At 69.8% G+C, this 24,304-nt stretch carries 14 protein-coding genes; 4 read left to right on the top strand and 10 right to left on the bottom strand.

What is annotated here, in order from left to right; all coding sequences use genetic code 11:
- Positions 1-461: 461 nt before the first annotated feature.
- The 3 genes from HMPREF9056_RS12555 (at position 462) to HMPREF9056_RS12545 (ending at position 4,282) form a co-directional block, all read left to right on the top strand.
- Entirely contained in the window at positions 462-1,865 is a 1,404-nt protein-coding gene (locus tag HMPREF9056_RS12555) for an O-acetylhomoserine aminocarboxypropyltransferase/cysteine synthase family protein (RefSeq protein ID WP_009747130.1), read from the top strand.
- Positions 1,866-1,876: 11 nt separating this feature from the next.
- Complete coding sequence (locus HMPREF9056_RS12550) at positions 1,877-3,097, top strand: homoserine O-acetyltransferase (protein WP_009747129.1); 1,221 nt, start codon at positions 1,877-1,879, stop codon at positions 3,095-3,097.
- Positions 3,098-3,211: 114 nt separating this feature from the next.
- Complete coding sequence (locus tag HMPREF9056_RS12545) at positions 3,212-4,282, top strand: alpha/beta hydrolase (RefSeq protein ID WP_009747128.1); 1,071 nt, start codon at positions 3,212-3,214, stop codon at positions 4,280-4,282.
- A 17-nt stretch (positions 4,283-4,299) separates the two neighbouring features.
- On the opposite strand, the gene HMPREF9056_RS12540 is transcribed toward HMPREF9056_RS12545, so the two are convergent.
- The 4 genes from HMPREF9056_RS12540 to HMPREF9056_RS14820 all read right to left on the bottom strand — a co-directional run bounded on the left by HMPREF9056_RS12540 (position 4,300) and on the right by HMPREF9056_RS14820 (position 10,491).
- Positions 4,300-4,947 carry a response regulator transcription factor gene (locus HMPREF9056_RS12540; RefSeq protein WP_009747127.1) on the bottom strand — a complete coding sequence of 216 codons (648 nt, stop codon included), beginning with the start codon at positions 4,945-4,947 and terminating at the stop codon, positions 4,300-4,302.
- Positions 4,944-6,158: a sensor histidine kinase gene (locus HMPREF9056_RS12535; protein WP_009747126.1), complete on the bottom strand. Its 1,215-nt coding sequence runs from the start codon at positions 6,156-6,158 to the stop codon at positions 4,944-4,946. Before HMPREF9056_RS12535 ends, HMPREF9056_RS12540 begins: the two co-directional genes overlap by 4 nt.
- A gap of 43 nt (positions 6,159-6,201) precedes the next feature.
- Positions 6,202-8,145 (bottom strand): serine hydrolase, encoded by a 1,944-nt coding sequence (locus HMPREF9056_RS12530; protein ID WP_157185089.1) that lies wholly within the window; start codon positions 8,143-8,145, stop codon positions 6,202-6,204.
- A gap of 189 nt (positions 8,146-8,334) precedes the next feature.
- Positions 8,335-10,491 (bottom strand): hypothetical protein, encoded by a 2,157-nt coding sequence (locus HMPREF9056_RS14820; RefSeq protein WP_009747124.1) that lies wholly within the window; start codon positions 10,489-10,491, stop codon positions 8,335-8,337.
- 410 nt (positions 10,492-10,901) lie between these two features.
- Here HMPREF9056_RS14820 and HMPREF9056_RS12515 point away from each other — a divergent pair, with 410 nt between their 5' ends.
- Positions 10,902-13,493 (top strand): bifunctional lysylphosphatidylglycerol flippase/synthetase MprF, encoded by a 2,592-nt coding sequence (locus HMPREF9056_RS12515; RefSeq protein WP_087942279.1) that lies wholly within the window; start codon positions 10,902-10,904, stop codon positions 13,491-13,493.
- A gap of 103 nt (positions 13,494-13,596) precedes the next feature.
- On the opposite strand, the gene ppdK is transcribed toward HMPREF9056_RS12515, so the two are convergent.
- The 6 genes from ppdK to HMPREF9056_RS12485 form a co-directional block, all read right to left on the bottom strand.
- Complete coding sequence (gene ppdK / locus HMPREF9056_RS12510) at positions 13,597-16,302, bottom strand: pyruvate, phosphate dikinase (protein WP_009747120.1); 2,706 nt, start codon at positions 16,300-16,302, stop codon at positions 13,597-13,599.
- 726 nt (positions 16,303-17,028) lie between these two features.
- Positions 17,029-17,484 (bottom strand): universal stress protein, encoded by a 456-nt coding sequence (locus tag HMPREF9056_RS12505; protein WP_003785347.1) that lies wholly within the window; start codon positions 17,482-17,484, stop codon positions 17,029-17,031.
- Positions 17,485-17,512: 28 nt separating this feature from the next.
- The gene (locus tag HMPREF9056_RS12500; RefSeq protein ID WP_003785356.1) at positions 17,513-18,925 is read right to left on the bottom strand and encodes an MFS transporter; all 1,413 of its coding nucleotides are present in this window, start codon (positions 18,923-18,925) and stop codon (positions 17,513-17,515) included.
- 202 nt (positions 18,926-19,127) lie between these two features.
- The gene (locus tag HMPREF9056_RS12495) at positions 19,128-20,237 is read right to left on the bottom strand and encodes a putative glycoside hydrolase (protein ID WP_009747118.1); all 1,110 of its coding nucleotides are present in this window, start codon (positions 20,235-20,237) and stop codon (positions 19,128-19,130) included.
- Positions 20,234-22,780 (bottom strand): GT4 family glycosyltransferase PelF, encoded by a 2,547-nt coding sequence (gene pelF, locus HMPREF9056_RS12490; RefSeq protein ID WP_009747117.1) that lies wholly within the window; start codon positions 22,778-22,780, stop codon positions 20,234-20,236. The genes HMPREF9056_RS12495 and pelF overlap by 4 nt, the downstream gene beginning before the upstream one ends.
- Entirely contained in the window at positions 22,777-24,171 is a 1,395-nt protein-coding gene (locus tag HMPREF9056_RS12485; RefSeq protein WP_009747116.1) for a hypothetical protein, read from the bottom strand. The genes pelF and HMPREF9056_RS12485 overlap by 4 nt, the downstream gene beginning before the upstream one ends.
- Positions 24,172-24,304 lie beyond the last annotated feature (133 nt).

The raw sequence follows: 24,304 nt of genomic DNA, 5'->3' as shown, positions 1-24,304 counted from the left end.
ACCATTTCGGAAGGTCGGCTCAACGCCTGCGGAAGGCCCTCTCGCACATGCCGGTGCGGGGCTGTGGACCCGGGGATCAAACCGTTCCCGTGCTCGCCTCGCGCACGCACGTTTGGACCACCCGCGGAGGAAACCGCTAAAGTCGGAGCATGTTCCGTCGTCCTGAGGCCCTCCGGCCGGACGCCCCCACCACGGGGCGAATGCGCAGCTGACGCGCACGCCGCCGTCGGCCCACGTGCGCGTCCCCGCCCTCACCCACACCATCGCAGACATGGCAGCAACGGTGACGGCGGACGACTCAGCGCCACAACACCGCCCCCGACTGCCAGTCCGGCTACGAGACGACCGCAGCGGGTCTCCGGGCGCAGCCGCCCGGAAGCGCGCCGCAACCGCCGGCGCAGCGCGGGCGCTCCGTGGCACTGACATCGCCGCCGGTCGCCAGGAACCACCAAGGAGTCCTCATGACCGACCAGCCCCCCAGCCTCCAGGACCAGCCTCTCGACCAGGCCGCCGACCAGAACGCGGCCCCCTCCCCCACCAGCCCGGCGGGGTGGCGCTTCGAGACCAAGCAGGTCCAGGCCGGGCACGACCCCCTGGCCGAGCCCGCCCACGCACGGGCCATCCCGATCTACCAGACCACCTCCTACGTCTTCGAGTCCGCCGAGCAGGCGGCCGCCCGCTTCGCCCTGAGCGACCTGGGCCCCATCTACACGCGGCTGACCAACCCCACCAACGACATCGTCGAGCAGCGGATCGCCGCCCTGGAAGGCGGCGTCGGGGCGCTGCTGACGTCGTCGGGGCAGGCCGCCACGACCCTCACCCTCGTAACGCTGGGCGGGGCGGGCGACAATATCGTGGCCTCACCCTCCCTGTACGGCGGCACCACGAACCTTCTCACCCACACCCTGCCGCGGCTAGGCATCGAGACGCGGTTCGTGGCCGACCCGAGCGACCCGGCGGCATGGGCGGCACTGGCCGACGAGCGCACCATCGCCTTCTTCGGGGAGACGATTCCCAACCCTCGCGGCGACATCCTCGACATCGAGGCGATCGCGGCGGCCGCGCACGAGCTGGGCATCCCGCTGGTCGTGGACAACACGGTGGCCTCACCGTTCCTGACCCGCCCCTTCGAGTGGGGCGCGGACATCGTCGTGGCCTCGGCGACGAAGTTCCTGGGCGGGCACGGCTCCTCCGTGGCGGGCGTGATCGTGGACTCCGGCAGCTTCGACTTCGCCGCCCAGCCCGAGCGATTCCCCGCCTTCAACACGCCCGACGAGTCCTACCACGGCCTGGTCTACGCCCGGGACCTGGGCGTGGGCAGCCCGCTGGGCGCCAACCTGGCCTTCATCCTCAAAGCGCGCGCCGAGGGCCAGCGCGACCTCGGCTTCTCGCTGGCACCGCACTCGGCCTTCCTCATCGCCCAGGGCATCGAGACGCTCTCGCTGCGCATGGAGCGGCACGTGGACAACGCCCTCGCAGTGGCCACCTGGCTGGAGGGGCGCGACGACGTCGCCTCGGTGCGCTACTCGGGACTGGCCTCCAGCCCCTACTACGAGCTGCACCGCAAGTACTGCCCACGCGGGGCGGGCTCGATCCTCACCTTCGACCTGCCCGGAGGGCGAGAGGCGGGGGCGGCCTTCATCGACGCCCTGGGCCTGTTCTCCAACCTGGCGAACATCGGGGACGTGCGCTCGCTGGCGGTCCACCCGGCCACCACCACGCACTCCCAGCTCGACGACGCCGGTCTGGCCGCAGCCGGGATCAGCGCCGGGACCGTGCGCCTGAGCGTGGGTATCGAGCACATCGACGACATCCTGGCCGACGTCGAGCGAGGGCTGGCCGCGGCTCGCGCCGTCGGTGCCTGAGGCGGCCTCCCATGAGCACCTCCACGTCCTCCTCCTACCCCGTCTCCCACAGCAGCACCGAGACCGAGCCCGCCGCGTACGGCGTCGGGACGGCCGCCTCCAAGCTGGTGGACCGCATGGCAGGCTCCCCCACGGGCGCCTGGCGGCCCGGGGACGAGCCGGGGCGCCGTCGGTTCCTGGAGATCGGGGACCTTCCCCTGGAGTCCGGGGAGATCCTGCCGGACACGGTTCTGGCCTTCGAGACCTGGGGCGAGCTGAGCCCGCAGCGCGACAACGCGGTCCTCGTGCTGCACGCGCTGACCGGCGACTCCCACGTCACCGGTGAGGCGGGGCCCGGGCACCCGACGCCGGGCTGGTGGTCGGACCTGGTGGGGCCGGGGCGGGCCATCGACACCGAGCGCTACTTCGTCGTGGCGGCCAACATCCTGGGCGGGTGTCAGGGCTCGACGGGTCCGTCGTCGACGGCGCCGGACGGGAGGCCCTGGGGATCGCGCTTCCCGTGGCTGACCACGCGCGACGCCGTGGAGGCCGAGGCCCGCCTGGCCGACGCCCTGGGGATCGAGGTCTTCCACCTGGTCATCGGGGCGTCACTGGGCGGGCACCGGGCGATCGAGTGGGGGGTCACGCACCCGCAGCGGGTGCGCAACCTGGCGCTGGTGGCCACGGGAGCCTCGACGACCGCCGACCAGCTGGCCTGGTGCCACCTCCAGGAGTTGGCGATCGTGGCCGACCCCTTCTTCTTTGACGGCGACTACTACTCCCACTCGGTGGGACCGGTGCGGGGACTGGGGCTGGCGCGGGCACTGGCACACACGACCTACCGCAGCGCCGCCGAGCTGGATGAGCGCTTCGGACGGCGCCACCAGGGCGAGGAGGACCCAGCGGTGGGCGGGCGCTACCAGGTGGAGTCCTACCTGGACTACCACGCCGGCAAGCTGCTGGCGCGCTTCGACGCCAACACCTATCTCATCGTCACCCACTCGATGATGGTGCACGACGTCGGCACCGGGCGCGGCGGCATCGAGGCGGCGCTGGCGACGGTTCAGGCACGCACGCTCGTGGTGGACGTCGACTCCGACCGGCTCTTCCTGCCCGCCCAGGCCGAGGAGCTGGCCGGTGGCATCCCGGGAGCGAGGCGCGAGACGATCACCTCCTTGCACGGGCACGACGGATTCCTCATCGAGGCCGAGCAGATGGACGCCATCCTGCGCGACTTCCTGGCGGACGCCTGACACCAATATTTTCTTCACACACGACGCGGCTCCGGGTCGTCTCTGAAGTTTTCGTCGGTGGGCGAGAAAACCGTCTTGGCGTCCCATTCCTGCTCGCGGTGGGATCATGGAGGCGTGAACGCAACGACCGAGCACGCGCCGGTGGACGCCTGGGGACCGGACTTCCTGGGCCCGGGCTTCGAGGCCCGCACCCTGGAGCTGCTGCCCGACGACGAGGACGACGGCGCCGTCGCCACCCTGGTGCGCCACCTGCCGGCCCTCGACCCCGGCGCCCTGCCGGGTACGCCCACCAGCCCCTCCTTCATCTACCTCTACCTGCACGGCTGGAACGACTACTTCTTCCAGACCCACCTGGCCCGTGAGATCTCCCGCCTGGGCGGCGCCTTCTACGCCCTGGACCTGCGCCGCTACGGCCGCTCCTGGCGGGAGGGCCAGATGCTGGGCTGGTGCACCTCGCTGGCCGAGTACGACGAGGACCTGGGGCTGGCCCTGTCCGCCATCCGCGCCGACCAGGGCTGGGAGACCGAGCTCGTCCTGTCCGGCCACTCCACGGGCGGGCTCGTCGCCTCACTGTGGGCGGACCGCCACCCCGGGGCCCTGCGCGCCCTGGTCCTCAACTCCGCCTGGCTCTCGCTCCAGGGCTCCGAGATCGTACGCACCGTCGGCGACCCGGTCCTGCGCACCCTGGCACTGCGCGATCCGCGCATGTCGATCCTCGACGGCTGGGTCGACCCGGCTCGTGCCTTCTCCATCACCGACGGCTGGGATACCGAGCGCGACGGTGAGCTCCCCGATCCCGCCTGGGCCGATGACCCTTACGTCACCGGCTGGGACATCAACCCCGCCTGGTCCATCAAGCCCTCCGCACCTGTGCGCGTCGGCTGGCTCCAGGCCGTTATGGAGGGCCACAACCGCGTCGCCCAGGGCCTGGACATCCGCTGCCCGGTACTGTCCATGGGTGCGGCGACCACGCGGCTCGGGGTGACGTGGATGCCGGAGTCGAGGAGCGCGGACACGATCATCGACGCCGATGCCACCGCCCGTCGCGCCGTCATGCTCGGCAAGCTGGTGACCATCGCCCGTTTCCCCGGCGGCGTCCACGACCTCACCCTGTCCGAGCCGCCCGTGCGCGAGCAGGTCTTCTCGACCCTGCGCCGCTGGATGTCCGCCTACGTGCTGCGCTGAGACCTGCCCGGTGCGGCTCAGGCCAGCCCGTTGCGGTAGGCCCACACGACGGCCTGGACCCGGTCGCGGGCGCCGATCTTGGGCAGGATCCGCGTCAGGTGCGACTTGACCGTGCTGGTCTCGACGACGAGCGCGGCGGCGATCTCTGCGTTCGACATGCCGCTGGCCAGGAGCTGGATGACCTCGCGCTCCCGCTCGGTGAGCACGCCGAGCGCCTCGTGGTTCTCGCTGCGTCCCTGGCGTCGGGCGAACTCGGCGATCACCCGACGGGTGACGCTCTGGTCCACCAGGCCGTAGCCCAGGGCCAGGCGACGCACGGCGTCGACCAGCTCCTCCGGCTCGCAGTCCTTGAGGATGAAGCCGTCCGCCCCGGCCTCCAGGGCACCGAAGACGTCGGCGTCCATGTCGAAGGTGGTGACGACCAGGACCGCCGGGGCACTGTCCTGGCGCTCGGCGACGATCTGGCGCGTGGCCGTCAGGCCGTCCCCCTCGGACATACGCAGGTCCATGCACACGACGTCGGGCCGGGTGGCCCGCACCACGCGTACCGCCTCCCTGCCGCCGGAGGCCTCTCCCACCACTGTGATGTCCTCCTGCTCCTCCAGCAGGATGCGGAAGCCGGCGCGGATCACCGCCTGGTCATCCACCAGTACCACCCTGATCACGTGTCCTCCTCCCGAGTCAACGGCAGGACCAACCGTACCCGCCAGCCGCCGCCCTCCTCCGGGCCGGCCTGGAGCGCGCCGCCGACGGCATCCGCCCGCTCCCGCATGACCGTCAGGCCGGTGCCGCCGCCACCGGGGTCGGTCGAGGGCCGACGAGCCGAGCCATTGAGAACGCTCAGCTTGAGTGAATCCTCGGCTCTCCTCAGCTCCACCGTGATCGGGGAGCCCGGAGCGTGCTGCAGAGCGTTACTGATCGCCTGCTGCGCCACTCGGAAGACGGCGGTGTCGGCGAGCGGCGAAAGGATCGGTGCATCGCCGACATCCGCCTCATCGGCCCCACCACTCAGGATTCCACCGTCAAGCAGCTCGATGTCGACGCCGAGCGCCCGGGTGGAGGCGACCAGCTCGGGCAGGTCGCGCAGCCCGGGCGAGGGCTCCTCGGCCTCCTCATCACTGCGCAGCAGCCCCACCACGGAGCGGAGCCCGGAGAGGGTCTCCTTGGCCTGTCGGCGCAGCTGTTGAGCCGCCTCCCTGGCCGTCTGCGGGTCGCGGTCGATCAGTCGCTCGAGCGCGGCCGCCTGTACGACGATCCCGGCCAGGTGGTGGGCGGCGACGTCGTGCAGCTCTCCGGCCAGGCGGCGGCGCTCCTGAATGAGGGCCGACTCCAGCTGCCTCTCGTGTTCACGCAGCTGGAGCTCCTGGCGGAAGTGCTCGTACCTGCGGCTGCTGGCCAGCGCCGCCCCACCCAACATCGGCACCAGGTAGATCGCCAGCATCACCAAGGCATTGACCATGTGCAGCTGCCATGGCTCGGGGGATCGTCGCCAGATGTCAACCGCCGAGTATGCCAGGGACAATGCGGTCAGGAGAGCCGCCGTTCGGCGCGAAGAAAACCGCATCCCCATACCGAAGGACACGACGAGCTGGCCGTAACCAGTGCCGAGATAGCCCGCAGGAAGCAGCAAGGATGTCACCACCTCCGCCAACCAGACCAGCGCCTGGCAGAGCAGGGGACGACTGCGCCACAGCACGAGCGCCAACCCCTCGCACCCGAGCGAAGCCGCCACCGCCACGTACGACTGCCGAACGTCGGCGGGTACCGTTGTGCTCACGAGCAGGTACACCATCGCCTGAACCACTGCGAAGGCGAGGGCCAGCAGCACATCGTTGCGCCGGATCGAGACCGGGCTGGTGGGATCGGACAGGCTCATGGCTGCATTGTCATCGACGGACACTGACCTCGACGTCCCCCGGTCACATCCCGAGGCTGGGTACCAGGGCGTTGCCGGCCCAGGCCCACCAGGCCAGCGCCACCAGCGCGACCAGGAGAACGGCCGACATGGTGACTCGTCGCCAGCCCGCCCGACGCCTCAGGGACATCACGAGGTCAACCGCCGCCGGGATGACGGCCACCATCCCCAAGGCTTGCAGCACCTGGGCACATCGTGCCACCGGGATCAGCCAGGTGAAGGAACCGTCGGTAATAGTCGATGAATTGGCCATAATGACGACGAGCAGACTGATCCAGGTGAGCTGGGCGGCCAGCGCCACGGCCCCGCCGCCCCGAGCCACACGGGTCAACCACGGCACCGGGGCGCCGACCTCCCGGCCCCGTCTGAGGGCCCGACGTCGTCGCAGGGCCCCGACCGGCCAGGCCACCGTCACCACCAGCAGCAGAACCAGGCAGACACCGAAGACAGGAACAAGCGCCTGCTGAAGCAGCGTCATGGGAAGCAGAGTGAAAGCTGGCCCCTGGCTCAGGCTGACGACCTTGCCATCCTTGACCTGAGCGGCAATGGCGCCGGCACCGTCAACCTGCCGCCAGACCCACGGCTCGACCTCAACATACTGGGCCTCATCGAGCATGAGCTTCCCTCCACCCGTGTGCTCGATCGTGACCGGGGAGAATGCGGGCATCCAGGCGGACAGGAAGGTGGTCCAGTAGGTCCTGCTGGGTACGTAGGTGCCGGCTACCTGGTGGGCGTGCTCGGCGGAGTCCTTGCTTCCGGAGGCCTTGACCGTCTCGCCGGGAAAGTAGCGGTCGGCGAAGCCCTGAGCCAGGTCATCCCGTAAAGTCCTCGACGATTCGTTGCCGTCACCGTTGTTAGAGATGAAGATACCGGTCTTCTCCTCGGGGTAGAGCTCGAACTTGGAGTGCCAGCCCCGGTTGTATCCGCCGTGCTCAACGATGCGCCGGCCGTGACGGGTGATCTCGAAGTAGCCCAGACCCATCTCCCCGGCCTTGGCCCGATTGCCGAGCCGCTCCTCCCCCAGCCCAGGAGACCACATCTGCTCCCAGGTCTCCTCACGCAACAGCTTCGGCGAGCGACTCAGCTGAGCATTCATGAAGGCCGCGAAGTCCGGAGCCGAGACAGTCAGCGAGCCGGCCGGGAAGTCACCCATGACCTCGAAGGGGACCTCCTCACCCGTGGAGGTGTAGCCCGGCCCCAGGGAACCGGCCATATCCTTGGGCAGGGGCTGCTCGTAGGTGGAGGTGGTCATCCCCGCCGGCTCCAGGACATGCTCACGCACATAGGCCTCAAAAGGCTGACCGCTCACCCGCTGCACGATGTAACCGGCCAGCGCCATGCCGTAGTTGGAGTAGCCCGGAGTGGTGCCCGGCGCGAAGACCTGAGCCGGCGGATCGTTCTTGACGTAGGCCTCCAAGTCCGTCGTCGGGGTGAGGCTGCCGTGTTCATCGAAGCCCGCCGAATGCGTCAGCAAATGACGCAGGGTCAGAGGCTCATCGAAGCGCCGCTCAATCTCAAAGTCCAGGTAGGCGCTGATATCGGCGTCGAGATCCACCTTGCCCTGCTCCACCAGCTGCATCGCCGCAATAGAGGTCGGAATCTTCGAGATCGAGGCCACCCGGAACAAGGACTTCTGCGGGTCCACAGCCACCGGCTGCCCGCCCGAGGCACCCGTGTCGGCCCAGCCGTAACCACGGGTGGTCACCACCTGACCGTCCTTGACCACCGACACCACAGCACCCGGGATATCCCCGTTCTTCAAGGCATCGGGCAGCTTCCCGTCCAACCAGGCATTGACGTCCTCGGCCGTCAGCTGATGCTCACCAGACGGAGGCTCACGCGGCGGCAAACTGGCCGACGACGACGTCGAGCCACAAGCGGTCAGCAGGGACAGCGAGGCCAACAAGGCCACCACAACCAGCGCCATGGCCCTACGCGTCGCGTTCATGTTCATCTCCCCGGCCCGCGTGATCGGGAAAGCCGCGAGCCACCTCCAGACTCGCGGCCCCAGGCGACTCTCCTCTACGGGCGCAGGACGTCAGGGAGCTTACGACCAACGACGTCAGGGACTCGACCACACGAACGAGGTAGCAGAGGCAGTAAGGGCGCGATCCTGCTGGCTCTCCGACCGCGTGGCTCAGGAGCTGCGGTCGGCGAGGTCGTCGCGCAGGTCCCCCAGGTGGGCGCCATGCACCCCGACGCGCCACACGCGCCAGCCGTCGGCGTCGGTGACGTCCTGGGCGGCGTTGGCGGCTGACGTCGGATCAGTGAAGGAGCGCCCGTCGGACAGGGTGATGACGCCCTCCACCGAAAGGGTCGCCTCGTGGTAGATGCCCCGGCGCAACCGCTGCCAGATGATCTGGGTGGGCTCGCCGAGCGCAGCCGCCACAGCGGCCAGCTCCGCGGTCTCCTGGACCAGGAGGGACTTCGAGGGGTCCCCGCCCAGTGCCTCGGCCACCGGGTCGAGCGCGTCGGCCGACCCGCGCAGCGGCTCCCACGACACCAGCGGCACCGCGCCGGTGGGCGCCTCCGGGCGCGCCTCGTTGGGGGCCACGGTGGACCATGCCTCGGCGGCCCGGACAGAGTTCCCGCCGGTCTCGGAGACGCCTGCACCGACGGGCGACGTCGCGGCGTGCGAGGTGGGCGATGCCGAGGCCTTGTCCTCCGCAGACGGGGACTGAGCCGTCCGCGAGCGCCGCCCCATGCGGGTGCGCGAGTCTCCCTCGCCTCGGGTGTCGCCGATCTCGGAACTGCCTACGGAGGCATGGGAGGTCGCTGAGCCCGGTGCTCCACCGCCTGCCACGCTGGGGAATGCCTCCGGGGCCGAGGAGCCGGCCGACGCCGCCGAGCCGCTGCCATCGGACAGGCTGCTCCCACCCAGGATGTCCACGCCTCCGGCCAGTGCCGCGACCGCACGCGCCTCGGCGCTGGTACCGTCAGAGGTGTCGGCACGGCGGACATGGTCGCTGCGGCCAGTACTGCCAACGCGGTCAGTGTCGTCGGTGCTCCGCTCGGCGTTGTTGCCGGCACCGTCCGCGTCAGGCTCCTCCCCCAGGCCGACGGTGACAGGGCCGGCCAGGGCGTCCCCGCTGAGGATATCGGCCAGGTCCCGTCCGACACCGCCCCCGGCCACCGGATCCGCGCCGCCAGGGGCGGCATGGTCGGCGCCACGGCTGGTACCAGAACGGTCCGAGTCGTCGTCGGCACCTCGATCGATATCGGCACCGCTGCCGGTCCTGTCATCACCGCTGTCTTGAGTGCTGCTGCCGAGGTCTGCGCTGTGATGAGCTTTACCGGATCCGGGAGGGGCAACAGCGTCGACGGCGCCGGAGGCCCCCAGTTCAGCTGCACCTGCGTTCCCAGCGCTCTCGGACAACTCCCTCGTGCGCTCGGGCTGGTTCTCAGCCCCGTCCTCGGATGCGAGCGCATGCACCAGAGGCTGCTCGGCGGTGACAGCCACCGGCTCGAACAGCTCGGAGAGCGCGTCGGCGGCGCCCGTTGCGGCGAAGGCGCCCGCAGGAATGGCTGCCCCGCTGTCTCCACCGCCATCCGCGTCACTGTCCGGGCCGGTCACATCCGCCGGCTCGGAGGGCAGGACGATCTCGATGGGGCCGGTCACCGGGCTCATTTGCTCGGCGTGCTCGGAGGCATCGACAGCGCGTGAACCGGTCGCGCCGACGGACGCCGCGCCGGTGGAACCGGCCAGGGCCAGACGGGGCGCTCGGGCCACGAGCAGCGGCCCGCCGGCGGCCATGTCCGTCCCGGAGATCTTCTCCACAACGACGACGATGCGGGACTCATCCACGATCCGCACGTCCACCTCGTGGATCTCCAGCCCGGAGGAGGCCAGGACGCCCAGTCCTCCGACGACGTCGGGCTCCAGGGAGGCGCTCAGGATCGTCAGTCGCGGTCCGGCCTCGACCTGGGCGGGCATGGCCTCGCGGAACTCGTTCCAGTCCTCACTGAAGGCCCCCAGCCCGCCCGCGTACCGGCTGGCGATCTCGCGGCGGCCCGCGGCGGCGGCCTGGGTCAGGCGCGACATGGCGGCCAGCAGCCCCGCGGAGTCCACAGTCTCCAGGACCTCGACGACGACGACCTGCCCGGTGGCGTCCAGGGCGGTCAGACTGGCTCCGCCGTCTATCTCGTCCCAGGCCAGGGGGAAGAGCGGTCGGCGCAGGACGTCGACGATCTGGCGCTGGATGGCGGTCAGGCTGTGGGACAGGGTGATGGCGTCAGCGGAGCGTCCCAGGCGCACGGGCAGGAGGTGGTTGCCGTCGAGCTCGTACATGGCCATGGATGGGGCCGCCTTTCCTCGTCGTCCTGCTCCGCGATGGCCTCCAGCACGGTCGGGCGCACGCATGGGCAACTCGCAGTCGAGTCGCCCATGAACGCAGTGCCCAGCCGTCCTGTCACGACCGCCAGCACACGGCAGAGTATCTCATCGCGGCAACGGAGGTCGGGCCGCAGGCCCAGATCCTCAGCCCCCATACAGTGAGAAAAACCCTGTCACAGGCGTCTATCGACGATTTCTCTCAGGGTTGTCCCTGATTCTTGGAGAGACCGGTCTCATGGCATCATCCCCCTCGAGGGGGATGATGATGCCTACGAAGTAGATAAGAATGTCGGCTGGTCGGCTCCTCCGGGCAGCCCCCAGGCCTTTTACGCACCGCCAACAGTCCATCATCTACCGTCTGAGGAGTGATCATGCCGTCGGTCTCGTCCACCACGACTCCCCCGGACGTACCCCAGAGCGCACCCTCCCCAACATCCTCCTCCACTCCCTCGGCGTCCTCGGCTGCACGGACCGTCCCGCAGTCCTCCGCAGCGTCCACCACACAGCCCGCCGCTCAACCTGCTGTGCGGCCCTCGCGCCTCAGCGCTCACGCGCGCCGGGCCTGGCGGGCCACGCGGGCCTGGCTGACTCCCGCGCCTGCGGCAACGACCTCCGCCGCGCTCATCGTTCTCGTCGGACTCGTCCTCATGCCCTGGGGCCACCGCAGCCAGATGGCCCTGGCCGCCCTCATCAACCGGCCCGAGCGGGTCTGGACCCTGCTGACCGCCTGGGCGGCCCCCGGCCACCTGGTTCCGGTGGCGAGCGTCATCATGCTGCTGTCCATCGGCGTCCTGCTGGAACGGCTCCTGGGGACGCGGCGGTGGCTGGTCACGGGGCTTGTGTCCGCCGCCGGGGGCATCGCCCTGGTGCAGGCGCTCTACCCGCTCATTGGACGGGTGTGGGAGGCCTGGTCCCCCTACCTCGTCCACGCCCCGATCCAGGGCGTCAGCCTGCCCATCGCCGGCCTCGTGGCGGCCTCCACCAGCGTCATGCGCCCGTCCTGGCGGCGACGCGTGCGTCTGGTCATGTTCGCCGTTCTCATCGTCTCGGCCGCCGTGACCGGCACCGTGGGCGCCCTGGCCCGCCTGGGAGCGGGAGTCGTCGGCCTCATCGTGGGCATCGTTCTGGAACGCGGGCAGCAGACCGCCCCCTCCCAGGAGCTGCCCCGGCGCGTGGAGCGCGAGCTCGTGGCCTTCCTGGTGGCCTGTTGGTCGGTGAGCTGCGCGCTGGCGGTCCTGAGCAACGCCGCCGGTCCCCTGGCCGACGCCCGCTACGGCCTCACCCCCGCCATCCTGCCCAAGGACGCCGTCATCCACCCGGTCGAGCTGCTCCTGCTGTGCATGCCGGCGCTCCTTCAGCTGGTCCTGGCCGACGGCCTGCGCCGCGGGCGCCGCTCGGCAGCCCTGGGCACCATCGCCCTCCAGATGTTCCTGGGGGCCTGCGCGGCCGTGTTCGCCCTGGTGGAGAAGATCGACGAGCAGCTGCCCAAGTCCGTCCCCACCACGGCCAGGATCCTGCACAGCTGGCTGGGGTCGGGCCACCTGCTGGTGCCGCTGCTGCTCAACATCGTGGTCATCAGCCTCGTGGTGTGGAAGCGGAGCTGCTTCACCCTGGGCTCACGCCCCGGCGTCATCCGTCGCGCCGTCATCGCCTGGGTCCTCACCCTCATCGGCGGGGCCGCCCTCAGTGTCCTCGGAGGCCTGCTCATCTCTCGGGACTTCTCCCCCTACGCGACCTGGCCCGACCTGCTGGAGACCTACCTGTCCTACCTGCTGCCCGTGAGCACCGGCGGCATCATGGGCCTCGTCGCGGAGCCCCTGACCCCGATGGCCCACCTCGTCACCGCGTGGGTGCCGGTGCTGGTGTGGCTCCTGACGATCCTGTGGGTGTGGCTGGCCCAGTCGGCCCCCGCCCGCACCCGGGTCTCCAGCCGCGAGCAGCTCACCGACCTGGTGCGCACCCACGGCGCCGGGACCCTGGGGTGGATGCTCACCTGGGAGGGCAACGAGGCCTGGGTCAATGAGGCGGGGACCGCGGGCTTCTCCTACCGCCCCAGTCGCGACGTCGCACTGACGGTCGGCGACCCCGCCGCCGACGACGCTGACGTGGCCCAGGCGGTGCGCGAGTTCGCGGGCTTCGCCACCGACGCCGGTCTCATCCCGGCCCTCTACTCGGTGCACGCCCCGGCGATGGAGGCGGCCCGCGCCATGGGCTGGACGATCCTGCAGGTGGCGGAGGAGGCCGTCCTGGACCTGCCGGACCTGGCCTTCCGCGGTAAGGCCTACCAGGATGTACGCACCGCCCTCAACCACGCCCGCAAGGAGGGCATCGAGGCCGTGTGGACCACCTTCTGCGACTGCCCGGCCGGCCAGCGCGACCAGATCCGTGCCATCTCCCAGGCCTGGGCCAGTGACAAACCGCTGCCGGAAATGGGATTCACACTGGGCGGCCTAGCCGAGCTCGACGACTCCGCCACACGACTGCTGCTGGCCGTCGACGCCGACGGCACCGTCCAGGGCGTCACCTCCTGGCTGCCGGTCTACCGCGACGGGGAGATCATCGGCCTGACCCTGGACTTCATGCGGCGCCGCGAGGGCGGCTTCCGCCCCGTCATGGAGTTCCTCATCGGACGCGCCGCCCAGGACGCCCAGGCCGAGGACCTGGAGATCCTGTCCCTGTCCGGGGCGCCGCTGACCCGCTCCGCCCCGGCCGACGGCGGCGCCTCCTCGCGCTTCGACCCGCTCCTGGACCTGCTGGCCTCCGTGCTGGAGCCCGCCTACGGCTTCGGGTCCCTGCACGCCTACAAGCGCAAGTTCAAGCCGCGGGCGGTGCCCATGTACCTGGCGGTCCCGGACCTGGTGGACCTGCCCACGGTGGGGATCGCGATCGCCCGGGCCTACCTGCCCGACCTCAAGCCCTCCCAGACGGCGCGCTTCGCCCAGGTGCTCATCAGCCGCGACTGAGACCGGACGCGGACGAGGCGGAAGACATGGCGGAGCCGGCCGACTCACTCCCCGGGAGGAACCGACCGGCTCCGTTGCTCGGCTTCTCAGGAGCGGCTCGCGTTTACTCCCCCTTGTCCTCGACAGCCGCGCGCCCGGCCTCCAGGCGGGCCACCGGTACCCGGAAGGGCGAGCAGGAGACGTAGTCCAGGCCCACGCGGTGGAAGAAGACGATGGACTCGGGGTCGCCGCCGTGCTCACCGCATACGCCCATCTTCATCTTCGGCTTGGTGGAGCGGCCACGCTCCACGCCCAGGCGCACTATGCCGCCCACGCCGTTCTCGTCGATGGTCTCGAAGGGAGAGATCCCGAAGATGCCGTCGTCGATGTAATGGCCTACGAAGGAGCCCTCGACGTCGTCGCGCGAGAAGCCCCACGTGGTCTGGGTCAGGTCGTTGGTGCCGAAGGAGAAGAAGTCGGCCTCCTGGGCGATGTGGGCGGCGGTGACGGCCGCGCGCGGCAGCTCGATCATGCAGCCCACCGGGAAGTCGAGCCGGTATCCGGAGGCCTCGGAGACCTCCTGCAGCACCCGCTCCACGCGCTCGCGCGCCAGCTGGAGCTCACGGACCGAGCCGATGAGCGGGATCATGATCTCGGGGTGCGGGTCACCGCCGACCTTGAGGCGCTCGACGGCGGCCTCGGCGATGGCGCGCACCTGGAGCTCGATGAGGCCCGGCATGGTCAGCAGCAGGCGGGCCCCGCGCAGGCCGAGCATCGGGTTGGACTCGTGGTTCTTGCGCACCACGGCCAGGAGCTCCTCGTCGGCCGGGTCCAGCTCGCCACGCTCACGGTCCACGGCCACCTTGACGCTCAGCTCTGTGAGGTCGGGCAGGAACTCGTGCAGGGGCGGGTCGATGAGGCGCACCGTCATGGGCTTGCCGTTCATCGTCTCGAACATCTGGATGAAGTCGCCCTTCTGCAGCGGCAGGAGGGCGGCCAGGGCGGCATCGCGCTCGGCGTCGGAGGAGGCCAGGATGAGGTTCTGGACGAACTGCTTGCGATCGCCCAGGAACATGTGCTCTGTGCGGCACAGGCCCACGCCCTGGGCGCCGCGGTGGATGGCGTGGCGGGCGTCGTCGGGGGTATCGGCGTTGGCGCGCACCTCGAGGCGGCGCACCTTGTCCGCGTGGCGCATGAGGCGGTCCACGGAGGTGACGAGCTCGCGGGTGTCAACATCGCCGGCCACGTCGAGGGCCTCGGCCAGGCCGCGGCGCAGGTAGGTCATGACCGGGGAGTCGACGACGGCCACCTCGCCGAGGAAGACCTCGCCGGTGGTGCCGTCGATGGCGATGACGTCCTCGGGGGTGAGGACCTCCTCGCGCCCGGTCACGCGCAGGGTCTTACCGGCGGCGTCGACCTCGAGGGCCTCGGCGCCGCACACGCAGGTCTTGCCCATGCCGCGGGCGACGACGGCCGCGTGGCTGGTCTTGCCGCCGCGGGCGGTGAGCACGCCGGCGGCCGCGACCATGCCGGGCAGGTCGTCGGGGTTGGTCTCACGGCGCACGAGGATGACGGACTCGCCCTTCTCCGCGCGGGCGACGGCCTCGTCGTTGTCGAAGACGATGTAGCCCACGGCGGCGCCCGGGGAGGCGGGCATGGCGCGGGTGAGCAGGTCGCGGCCGGAGTCGTCGTCGAACTGGGGGAACATCAGCTGGGTGAGCTGCTCGCCGGAGACGCGGGTGAGGGCCTCGTCAGCGGTGATGAGCTTCTCGTCGACCAGCTGGGTGGCCACGCGGAAGGCGGCCGCGGCGGTGCGCTTGCCCACGCGGGTCTGGAGCATCCACAGCTTGCCGCGCTCGATGGTGAACTCGATGTCGCACAGGTCACGGTAGTGGGTCTCCAGGCGGCGCATGATGGTGCGCAACTCGTCATAGGAGTTCTTATCCAGGCGCTCGAGGTCAGCCAGGGACAGGGTGTTACGGATGCCGGCGACGACGTCCTCGCCCTGGGCGTTGACCAGGTAGTCGCCGTAGACGCCGGTTCGCCCGGTGGAGGGGTCGCGGGTGAAGCACACGCCGGTGCCTGAGGTCTCCCCCATGTTGCCGAAGACCATGGTGCACACGTTGACCGCGGTGCCCAGGTCGTGGGGGATCTTCTCGCGGCGGCGGTAGATGTGGGCGCGCTCGGTGTTCCAGGAGCGGAAGACGGCCTCGGTGGCCATGTCGAGCTGGGCGCGCGGGTCCTGAGGGAAGTCGATGCCGGCCTGCTCGCGCACGATAGCCTTGTACTGCTCGACGAGCTCGGTGAGCGCGGCCACATCCAGCTCGTAGTCGAGCGTGACACCGCGCCCGGCCTTCTTGGCCTCCAGGGCATCGGAGAAGTGCTCCCCGTCAATGTCCAGGACGGTCTTGCCGAACATCTGGATGAGGCGGCGGTAGGAGTCCCAGGCGAAGCGCTCGTCGGAGCTGGCGGCGGCCAGGCCCTCGACGGAGACATCGTTGAGGCCGATGTTGAGGACGGTCTCCATCATGCCGGGCATGGAGAACTTGGCCCCGGAGCGTACTGAGACGAGCAGCGGGTCCTCGGCGGCGCCGAGCTCGCGGCCCAGCTCCTCCTCGACGCCGCGCAGGGCGGTGGTGACCTGGACGGCGAGCTCATCGGGGACTTCGCCGTCGGCCAGGTAGGCGCGACAGGCGTCGGTGGTGATGGTGAATCCGGGGGGAACGGGTAGGCCGAGGCGGGTCATCTCCGCCAGGTTGGCCCCCTTGCCGCCCAGGAGGTCCTTCTGGTCCTTGTCACCCTCGCTGAAGCGGTACACGTACTTGGGCATCGTTGCCTCTTTCTGATTCGGGTCGTTCTCGGGTCTGCCTCAGATCGTCCTGATGCAGGCGTGACGCGGCGACGCGTCGTTCACGATATGACTCTAGTGTGACTTCAGTCCTAGACCAAACACGCCGACTCCAGCGCGCCTCCTCCCGGCGCGCCCGCCGACGCCGCGGGGCTCGGCGGCATGGGCGGCCGACGTCGAGGGGAGGAGATTCAGGGAACGCCGAGCGCCGCGTCCCGGAGCGGGTCGGGGCGCGGGGCCACCCGGGCAAACGCAGCGCCACCATGCGCCCAGCCCGGCCCCACGTATCACAGGAGTTACGACAACTGCTCAAAACGGGTTCTTCGTGTCGTGGGGATGGGGTTGTGCGGGGCTTTCCTCGTCGGGGTCTCGGGGTACGTGGTCGTACGCGATCCCACCCGGTCGTACGTAAAACCGCGTGGTCGTACCCCCAGCGCACGCGGTCGTACGTAAAACCGCGCGGTCGTACCTTAGAGCCCCTCTAAGGTACGACCGCGCGCCGCCGGGTACGACCACGCGACGCCGAGTACGACCGCGCAGGACCCCGAGACGCCGAACCACCGGCACCCGCTCACCCCGACCACGCCCTCACACACGAAGAACCTCAAAACATAGCGGCGGATGCCCGCCACACTTCCGCGTGGCGGGCATCCGCCGCCGGTCCGATCGCGCAGGATCCGACGCGTGCGTCCGACGTCTATCCGGCGACTAGGGAACGACGACGAGGACGTCGCACTTCGACTTGCGGAGCACCTGGACGGAGACGGCTCCGAAGATGCGGCCGAACAGCGAATCGACGCCTTTGGAACCGACGATGACGAGGTCCGCCTCGGTCTCCAAGGTGACGAGGGTGACGGCATCGACCGCCGTGCCCTCGACGACGACGCCCTGGGCGAGGGCGACGCCGCGCTCAACGGCGGTATCACGCGCCTTCTCGACGACGGCGTAGGCCTGGTCCTCGGTGAGCCGAGCCTCGACGACCCGCACATCGGCGACGGGGGCGGACTCGTTGATGCGAGCCTTGTCCCGCGCCGAGACGGGGTCGAAGCCGGCGACGAGGAGAAGAGCGGCGTCGCACAGGCGAGCCATCTCGCAGGCGCGATCGATGACGTGGGTGTTCGCCTCGACATCGCCGACTCCGGCGACAATGGTGGTATAGGTCACGGATGACATCCTTTCGTGGGGCACCCGGTCAGGCCACGGCAGTCTCAGTGGCGGACACGGCGGCGGCGCGCACCCGCGGGTCCGCGTCCTTGACGGTGTCGATCCACTCGATGAGCAGACCGGCGATGATGAGGAAGACTGCGACGAAGAGCAGGGCGTTGACCGGGTGATCGCCGAGCAGGTGCTTGTAAATGGGACCGAAGGTGAGGGTCTGGATGAACTGGGGGATGACGATCATCATATTGATAACGCCCATGTAGACGCCTCGGCGCTCCTTGCGGATCATCTCAATGGCCATGATGTAGGGTACGCCCGTAATAGAAGCCCAGGCCACACCAATGCCGATCATGGGCAGGTAGAGGACCGCGGTGTGGCCGGGGCTGCCGATGCGGGTGAGCAGGACCAGGCAGACGGCGGCGAGGCACAGCGCCGCGGTGTGGACGTGCTTGGGGCCGATGCGGTTGGCCAGTCGCGCCAGGAAGAGGGCGACGACCGTGCAGGAGACGTAGTAGACGACCATGAGCCCGGTGGCGAAGCCGGAGGCGTTGTTGAAGGCCTCGGTCTCGGCGTACCCCGGGTCGGACAGGTTCACGCCGAAGTAGGTGACGGCGCACATGAGGCCCAGGTACTGCCAGAAGACGTTCATGGCGTACCACTGGAAGAGGTAGACCAGGGCCATCTTCTTCAGGCCGCGGGGCATCTCGACGATGGCGACGCCGATGTCCTTGACGAAGCCGAAGGGGCCCTCCTCCCGCTTCTTGCGCTCGAGCTCGACCAAGCCCTCCGGCGTGGGCGGCAGCTCCTTGGTGGAGAGCACCGAGATGAGCACCGAGCCGATGGAGCACACCGAGCCCACCATGAAGGCGCCGAAGACCCAGTAGGGGATGCCGGCGGCGGTGGCGCCCGCCAGGGTCTTCTCCAGAACGACGAGGGTCCCGGCGGCCAGGGCCGAGCCGGCGCCGATGAACAGGGACTGGGCGAGGAAGCCCTTGGCGAGCTGCTTGGAGGGCAGGCGGTCGCCGATGAAGGCCCGGTAGGGCTCCATGGCCGTGTTGTTCGAGGCGTCCAGCAGCCACAGGCACAGCACCGCCATCCACACGGCGGTGACGAAGGGCATGAGGAACAGGAACACGGAGCAGCCGACGGCCCCGATCAGGAAGAAGGGCTTACGGCGTCCCCACTTCTCGCTCCAGGTCCGGTCCGAGAGCGCCCCGATGAGCGGTTGGATGAGCAGGCCGGTGACGGGTCCGGCCAGATTGAGGATGGGGATCTCGTCAGCGGAAGCCCCGAGGAACTGGTAGATGGGCGACATGGCGTTCTGCTGCATGCCGAAGGAGTACTGGATGCCGAAGAATCCGACGTTCATCAGCAGGATCTGAGCAGTGCTCATCATGGGCTTGTGCGCGATGTCCGCCGCGCTATTCTGGGAAGTCTGTGCCATAGGTCATCCTTGTCCTGGGCCCTGTGGAACTCTGTCGACGCCGCCCGAGACGGACGCCGCGCTTCCTGCCCGAGAGAACGCTGTACGGGACGGCGGGGATCTCAGGAAGTCAAGCAGGTCAATGATCCACCCAACATGACTAACGTTTGACAGGTCTTTAGTCCCATTATCGGATCTCGCACGAGCCGAACCGGGTCATGACTCAGGCACGCAGGGCAATCATCCCACGATGCGCGCTGAGGTGCACCTCCAGAGCCAGCGCCTCACCGTCCGGGTCCCCGGTGGGCCCCGGTGACCTGAGGCCCGCCGGGAGACGCACGGTGCCGCCTCCCTCCTCGCCGAGCGCGACGGCGGCCACTCCGCCCTCGAACTCGCGCACCCAGGCGCCCGAGGTCCTCCGGGGCCGTCCCAGCGGGCGCCCCAGGTCGGCGTCGAGGGCGGGGAACCAGGGAGTGCGCGAGTAGTCGTCGTGACCGGTGGCCGTGTAGGCGCCCTCCCCTCCCCCGAAGACCCAGAAGGCCGCCAGCCCGTAGAGGCCGGGGGACGTGCGGGCACCGGACATGGAGCCGCCGCCCCCGCCGTCGGGCGTGCGCACGATGGACAGGCCCGGCCCTCGCAGCTCGTGAATCTGGGCCAGGGCCGTGGCCTCATCGAAGAGGTGATGGTCCCCCCAGCCCAGCCAGCACTCGTCGAAGCCCCCGCCCCAGGCCGAGTGGCGCTCCCAGCGGCCAGGTTCCCGGCGGGCCTCGGCCACGTTGGGGATGAGGATCTTGCCGACGCCGTTGAGACCGGCCCCGACCTGGTCCACGAAGATGTTCAACTCGGCTCGCAGGGCGGCGGTATCAGCGATGTCCTCCAACGGGAGGTTCAGGCCGTAGTAGTCGTCGAAGACGTCGTTGTCCGCCATGATGCCGTCGAAGGCGGTGTCCGCGGTGGCCTGGCAGACCTCCTCCACCCAGCGGCGGCGGTAGCCGGGGTCCCACACGCGGGCCTGGAAGTGGCCGGGATAGGTGCTCCACTCCACCAGGTCGCCGTTGTCGCGCTTGGCGAGCCATCCTCGGCGGCGGGCTTCACGGTAGGACAGCCCGGAGGCGCGCATGGAGTCCGGCTCGAAGTCGCGCGTGGAGGACAGGCACCGGTAGGCCAGGACCGTCATGTCCGGGCGCGCCTCCTTGAGGCGGGCAGCGGCCTCGGTCTCCCAGGGCTGGAGGATCGCGGCCCGGTAGTGGGCTATCGCGAAGTCCAGCTCCCCGGGCTCGAGCGGGTTGCCGTAACGGATCCAGGCGCCGACGCCGCCGGTGCTGCTCCTCATGCTCCTCCTTGGTCGGTACAGGGGCGGGCCTGCGCGCCGGCGCCGCCCTGGCGGTAGATCTTGTTGTAGGAGGCGTTGACCTTGACCAGGTCGTAGGCGGCCTCCACGCGGCCGCGGGCGTTGAGGCTCAGGCGCTCGTAGAGCTCGACGTCGCCGATGACCTCCTGGACCTTGTCCGCCATGACGGTGGGGTCACCGGGCTCGATGATGATGCCGCAGGGGTCCCAGGTCTGCCCGTCCTCGGTGACGATCAGGTCCTCAACGACGGAGCGCACCGCGCCGACATCGGTGCTCACCGTGGGGATGCCTGCCCCCATGGTCTCCAGGGAGACGACGGGCAGGCCCTCGTTGTAGCTGGGCAGGACGAACAGGTCGAACTCGGGCAGAAGCTCGCGTACCTTGACGGTGCCGCGGATGGTGATGACGCTCTCCAGCCCCTGCTCGACGATGCGGGTCAGGCACTGCTCGAAGTAGGAGGGCATGTGCTCGGTGGGCCCGCACACGTCCAGGTGGATGTTCAGGCCCCGGTCCACCATGAGGCGCACCGAGTCGATCATGTCCAGCAGCCCCTTGATGGGCACAACACGGGCGATGTAGACGAGCTTCCACAGGTGCTTGTCCGCGCCCTCCTTCTTGATCTCCTCGATGGCGGCCAGGCGGGCGGCGTAGGAGGCGTCGAACTCGGAGGTGACGATGCCGTTGGGGATGACGATGGCCCGCCCGGCGTCACCGCCGAGCTCGTTGGCCTCGGTGATGGCCCGCGGGTAGAGGTAGGTGGAGGAGTAGGCGTAGGGGTAGCACAGGCGCCCCATCTCCAGCCACCAGGCCATCCACATGCGCTCGCGCCCGGTGACGTCGAAGGTGCGGTAGTCGGTGAGCTTGATGTTGAGGTCCAGCCTGCGCTCCAGGAGGGTGTTAACCGTGTCGCGCACGTAGAGGTTGTGCTCGGTGAGCAGCACCCGGGTGCCGTGCTCACGGGCGGCGTTGACGCTCAGCAGCATGGCGTAGCCGGTGGTGTGGGCGTGGTAGACCGCGGCGCGCGGGACCGGCTCGGCCAGGACCGCGTAGGCCAGGGAGAAGAAATCACGCAGGCACCAGAAGATGTCGGTCATCGACATGCCCAGGTCCGGCATCATGTCGTGGTAGGCCTCCATGAACTCGCGCGTCCCCAGGATCGCCCAGACCGGGTATCGCCGTGAGGCGCTCAGGCCCTCGCTGATGATCTCCCACAGCGGCTCGGTGCGGCCCTCCTGAGCCAGGGCGAGCATGGCGCCCAGGATGCGGCGGGACAGCTCACGGCGCTGGCGGCGGTTCATGCGCAGGTCGCGGGGGCGGGCGCGCAGGAAGTCCTCCTGGTGCTCCTCCATGGACAGGTAGAGGACCCTCACCCAGGCGACGTTGTCCGGCATCCCGTAGAGGTCCTTGAGCGGTGAGTGGGAGTCCCAGGTGATGTGGATGATCCCGAAGGTGAGGTCGGGGTTGCCGGTGATAATGTCGTGAACCACCGCGGAGACGCCGCCCTTGAGGTAGGGGTAGGTGGACTCCATGACGATGGCGACGTCGACGTCGACGTAGACGCCGTCCTCGGGGACGCCGTCGGGCAGGGCGTCGTCGTCGGGCTCCGGCTCAGGCTCCTCGGGGACCTGGAAGAGCTCTGCCGCGCCGGCGGACGCAGCCTCGGCCTCGGAGTCGTCCTGGGCGGCCTGCTCAGACAGGGGCCGCGCGGCGGCGTCGGAGGCGGCCGAGGCCACGGACTCCCAGGCGATGGCGGTGGGGATGAGGGGCTCCGTGCGCTCCGGGGGGTTCAGTTCCATCGGGCCCGTCCCGGCTGGAGTCGTCGGCACGGACTGCGCCGAGGCGGGAGCCTGCGTCTGCGCAGGTCGCACCGCCTCCTGGAGGGGCGCCGAGACGGCGGGCGAGGGCGGGACGATCCCGTAGGTCGTCTGCACAGAGGCCGACGGCGCGGGGCGCGTTGGGAAGGCGGCCTCCGTGGTGCCGACAGCGTCGGCAGTGCCGGCGGCCGCAATGGTGTCCACAGTGTCCGCAGCGCCCTCGGTACCGGCGATGTCAGCGGTGTCGGCCGTCGGCGCCGTATGAGGCGCGGACGCCCTGGACTCGACCGATGATGCCGCCGAGGCGGCCGAGGACCTCACGGCCCCGAAGATCGGAGAGTCCAGAACGTCGGCCGTCTTGGAGGAGGAGGTGGCCGGCTCCGGGCTGCGGGGACGCGGCTGGACCACGCCGTAGCCGGCCGGGGCCGGGGCCTGGACGACACCGAAGATCGGCGCCGCCGGGACCTCGGGAGTGGAGACCGACTCGCTCACGGTCGGGGCGCTGCGAGCGGCCTCGCGTCTCGGCGGCTCGGAGGCGACGATGCCGTAGCCGTCGAGGCCGACCCTGACGGCGTGGCCGGTCTCCATGCCCCGGTCGCCGATGCCGGCGGCGTCGTCGGGGCTGGGCATCGGGGCGTAGCCGCCGGCCGGCGCCGAGTAGCGCAGCGGAAGGCTCTCCAGCCGGGCGCGGAAGGACGACGAGGAGCTCACCAGGACATGGCCTTTCCCCAGAAGAAGGAGTACTCGGGCGCGGCCCACCGCCTGCGGTAGAGCAGCAGGCCCAGCGCGCACAGCGCCAGGTCGACGCCGGCCAGCGGCAGGTAGGCACCGACGCCGGCCACCCGCAGCAGCAGGGCCGCGGCGACAGCCACGTGGACACCGGACAGGAGCAGGGCGGTGGTCGAGTCACCGATGTGATCGATCTCGTAGCACAGGAGCGTCAGCACCGTGAACAGGGTCGAGGAGAGGCACACCTCGAGGACCAGGGGCACCTGCTGCGGCGCCATGAGTGCCATGGAGCAGATGACGACGATGACGCCGGCGACCCCCACGACGCAGGCGCGGATGAGGCTGGCGTCCAGCAGCCGGCGCAGGGTGCGCCCACGGTCTCGCAGGCTGGCCATGCCCTCCTGCTTGAGAACCGTCTGGAACATGGCGATCTCGGTGTTGACCCGGGGGGCGGTGACCGCGAAGTAGTAGCAGTAGGCGACGACGGCGGGCTGGAGGCACAGGTAGACCAGCGCCACGTCGAAGTCGCGACCGGCGCCCAGGAAGAGGAAGAACTTGTCTGACCACAGCACTCCCCCCAGGATCGCACCTCGGAGCATGTCCTGCACGAGGATGCCGGTGGACACCGCCCGGAGCCGCAGGATCCTGCCCAGGGACCGCCCCATGGACAGCACCTGGCTGAGGGTGCCCAGCAGCGGGGGCAGATACCACCAGGTGGGCTCGGCGATGAGGGCGACGGCGTAGAAGAGCCACCCCACCGACCACAGGCGGCGTCGGCCCGAGACGTCGGCGACGATGAGCGACTGGACGAAGACGACGTGCAGGAGGAGCAGCGCGGTGTGCACGCCCATGACGTGAAGGTTCCAACCGGTCACGGTGGCCACGACGAGGATCTCCAGCGCCGTGGGAACGAGCGCCCACAGGAACAGGGCCGGCCAGATGGAGCAGTAGCGCTCCAGGACCGCCCGGGGGCCACGCCCGATCGAGTCGCCCAGGAGGCGGTAGACGGGAGTGCCGATGACCTGACTGAGCCAGGGCACCGCCACCGACACGCTCAGGACGATGACCGGCAGCCCCGTGCCGTCGACCTGGCTGGCGGCCATCTTCTGGGAGACGACGGGGAAGCTCAGCCCCAGCAGGATCGCCGGTGACATTCCCAGGAGCATGGCCGCGCCCCAGCTCCAGCGGGCCCCGGGGGCGATGCCACCGCGCTTGAGCGCCCGGGTGGGGGGCGCCGTGATGAGTCCCAGACCGATGAGAACGGTGACGACCAGGACACCGATCGTTGCGACCGGCGGCCAGGAGATCCAGGGCAGCGCCACCGTCACGACGCCGACGGCGCCCAGGGCCGCAGCAGAGTTGGCGGTCCGCAAGCGCGGAAAACGGTGCTGATGAAAATGTCGCGGTTCGTATCTGAGTTGTGTCATGGGAGTAGTGGCACCAATGATGCGAGAGCACGCATGGACGATCCGAGCCGGGCATTCAGTACGTGGTGAGGAGCGCAAC

The sequence above is a fragment of the Actinomyces sp. oral taxon 170 str. F0386 genome (genome assembly GCF_000195595.1).
Lineage (GTDB): Bacteria > Actinomycetota > Actinomycetes > Actinomycetales > Actinomycetaceae > Actinomyces.
This window is presented reverse-complemented; position numbering and strand designations above follow the sequence as displayed.

Bases quoted from the DNA above. Each gene is read 5' to 3' on its own strand.
- HMPREF9056_RS12530 (WP_157185089.1), bottom strand. From the start codon at position 8,145: ATGAACGCGACGCGTAGGGCCATGGCGCTGGTTGTGGTGGCCTTGTTG.
- HMPREF9056_RS12555 (WP_009747130.1), top strand. From the start codon at position 462: ATGACCGACCAGCCCCCCAGCCTCCAGGACCAGCCTCTCGACCAGGCC.
- HMPREF9056_RS12500 (WP_003785356.1), bottom strand. From the start codon at position 18,925: ATGGCACAGACTTCCCAGAATAGCGCGGCGGACATCGCGCACAAGCCC.
- HMPREF9056_RS14820 (WP_009747124.1), bottom strand. From the start codon at position 10,491: ATGGCCATGTACGAGCTCGACGGCAACCACCTCCTGCCCGTGCGCCTG.
- HMPREF9056_RS12515 (WP_087942279.1), top strand. From the start codon at position 10,902: ATGCCGTCGGTCTCGTCCACCACGACTCCCCCGGACGTACCCCAGAGC.
- HMPREF9056_RS12495 (WP_009747118.1), bottom strand. From the start codon at position 20,237: ATGAGGAGCAGCACCGGCGGCGTCGGCGCCTGGATCCGTTACGGCAAC.
- ppdK (WP_009747120.1), bottom strand. From the start codon at position 16,302: ATGCCCAAGTACGTGTACCGCTTCAGCGAGGGTGACAAGGACCAGAAG.
- HMPREF9056_RS12550 (WP_009747129.1), top strand. From the start codon at position 1,877: ATGAGCACCTCCACGTCCTCCTCCTACCCCGTCTCCCACAGCAGCACC.
- HMPREF9056_RS12535 (WP_009747126.1), bottom strand. From the start codon at position 6,158: ATGAGCCTGTCCGATCCCACCAGCCCGGTCTCGATCCGGCGCAACGAT.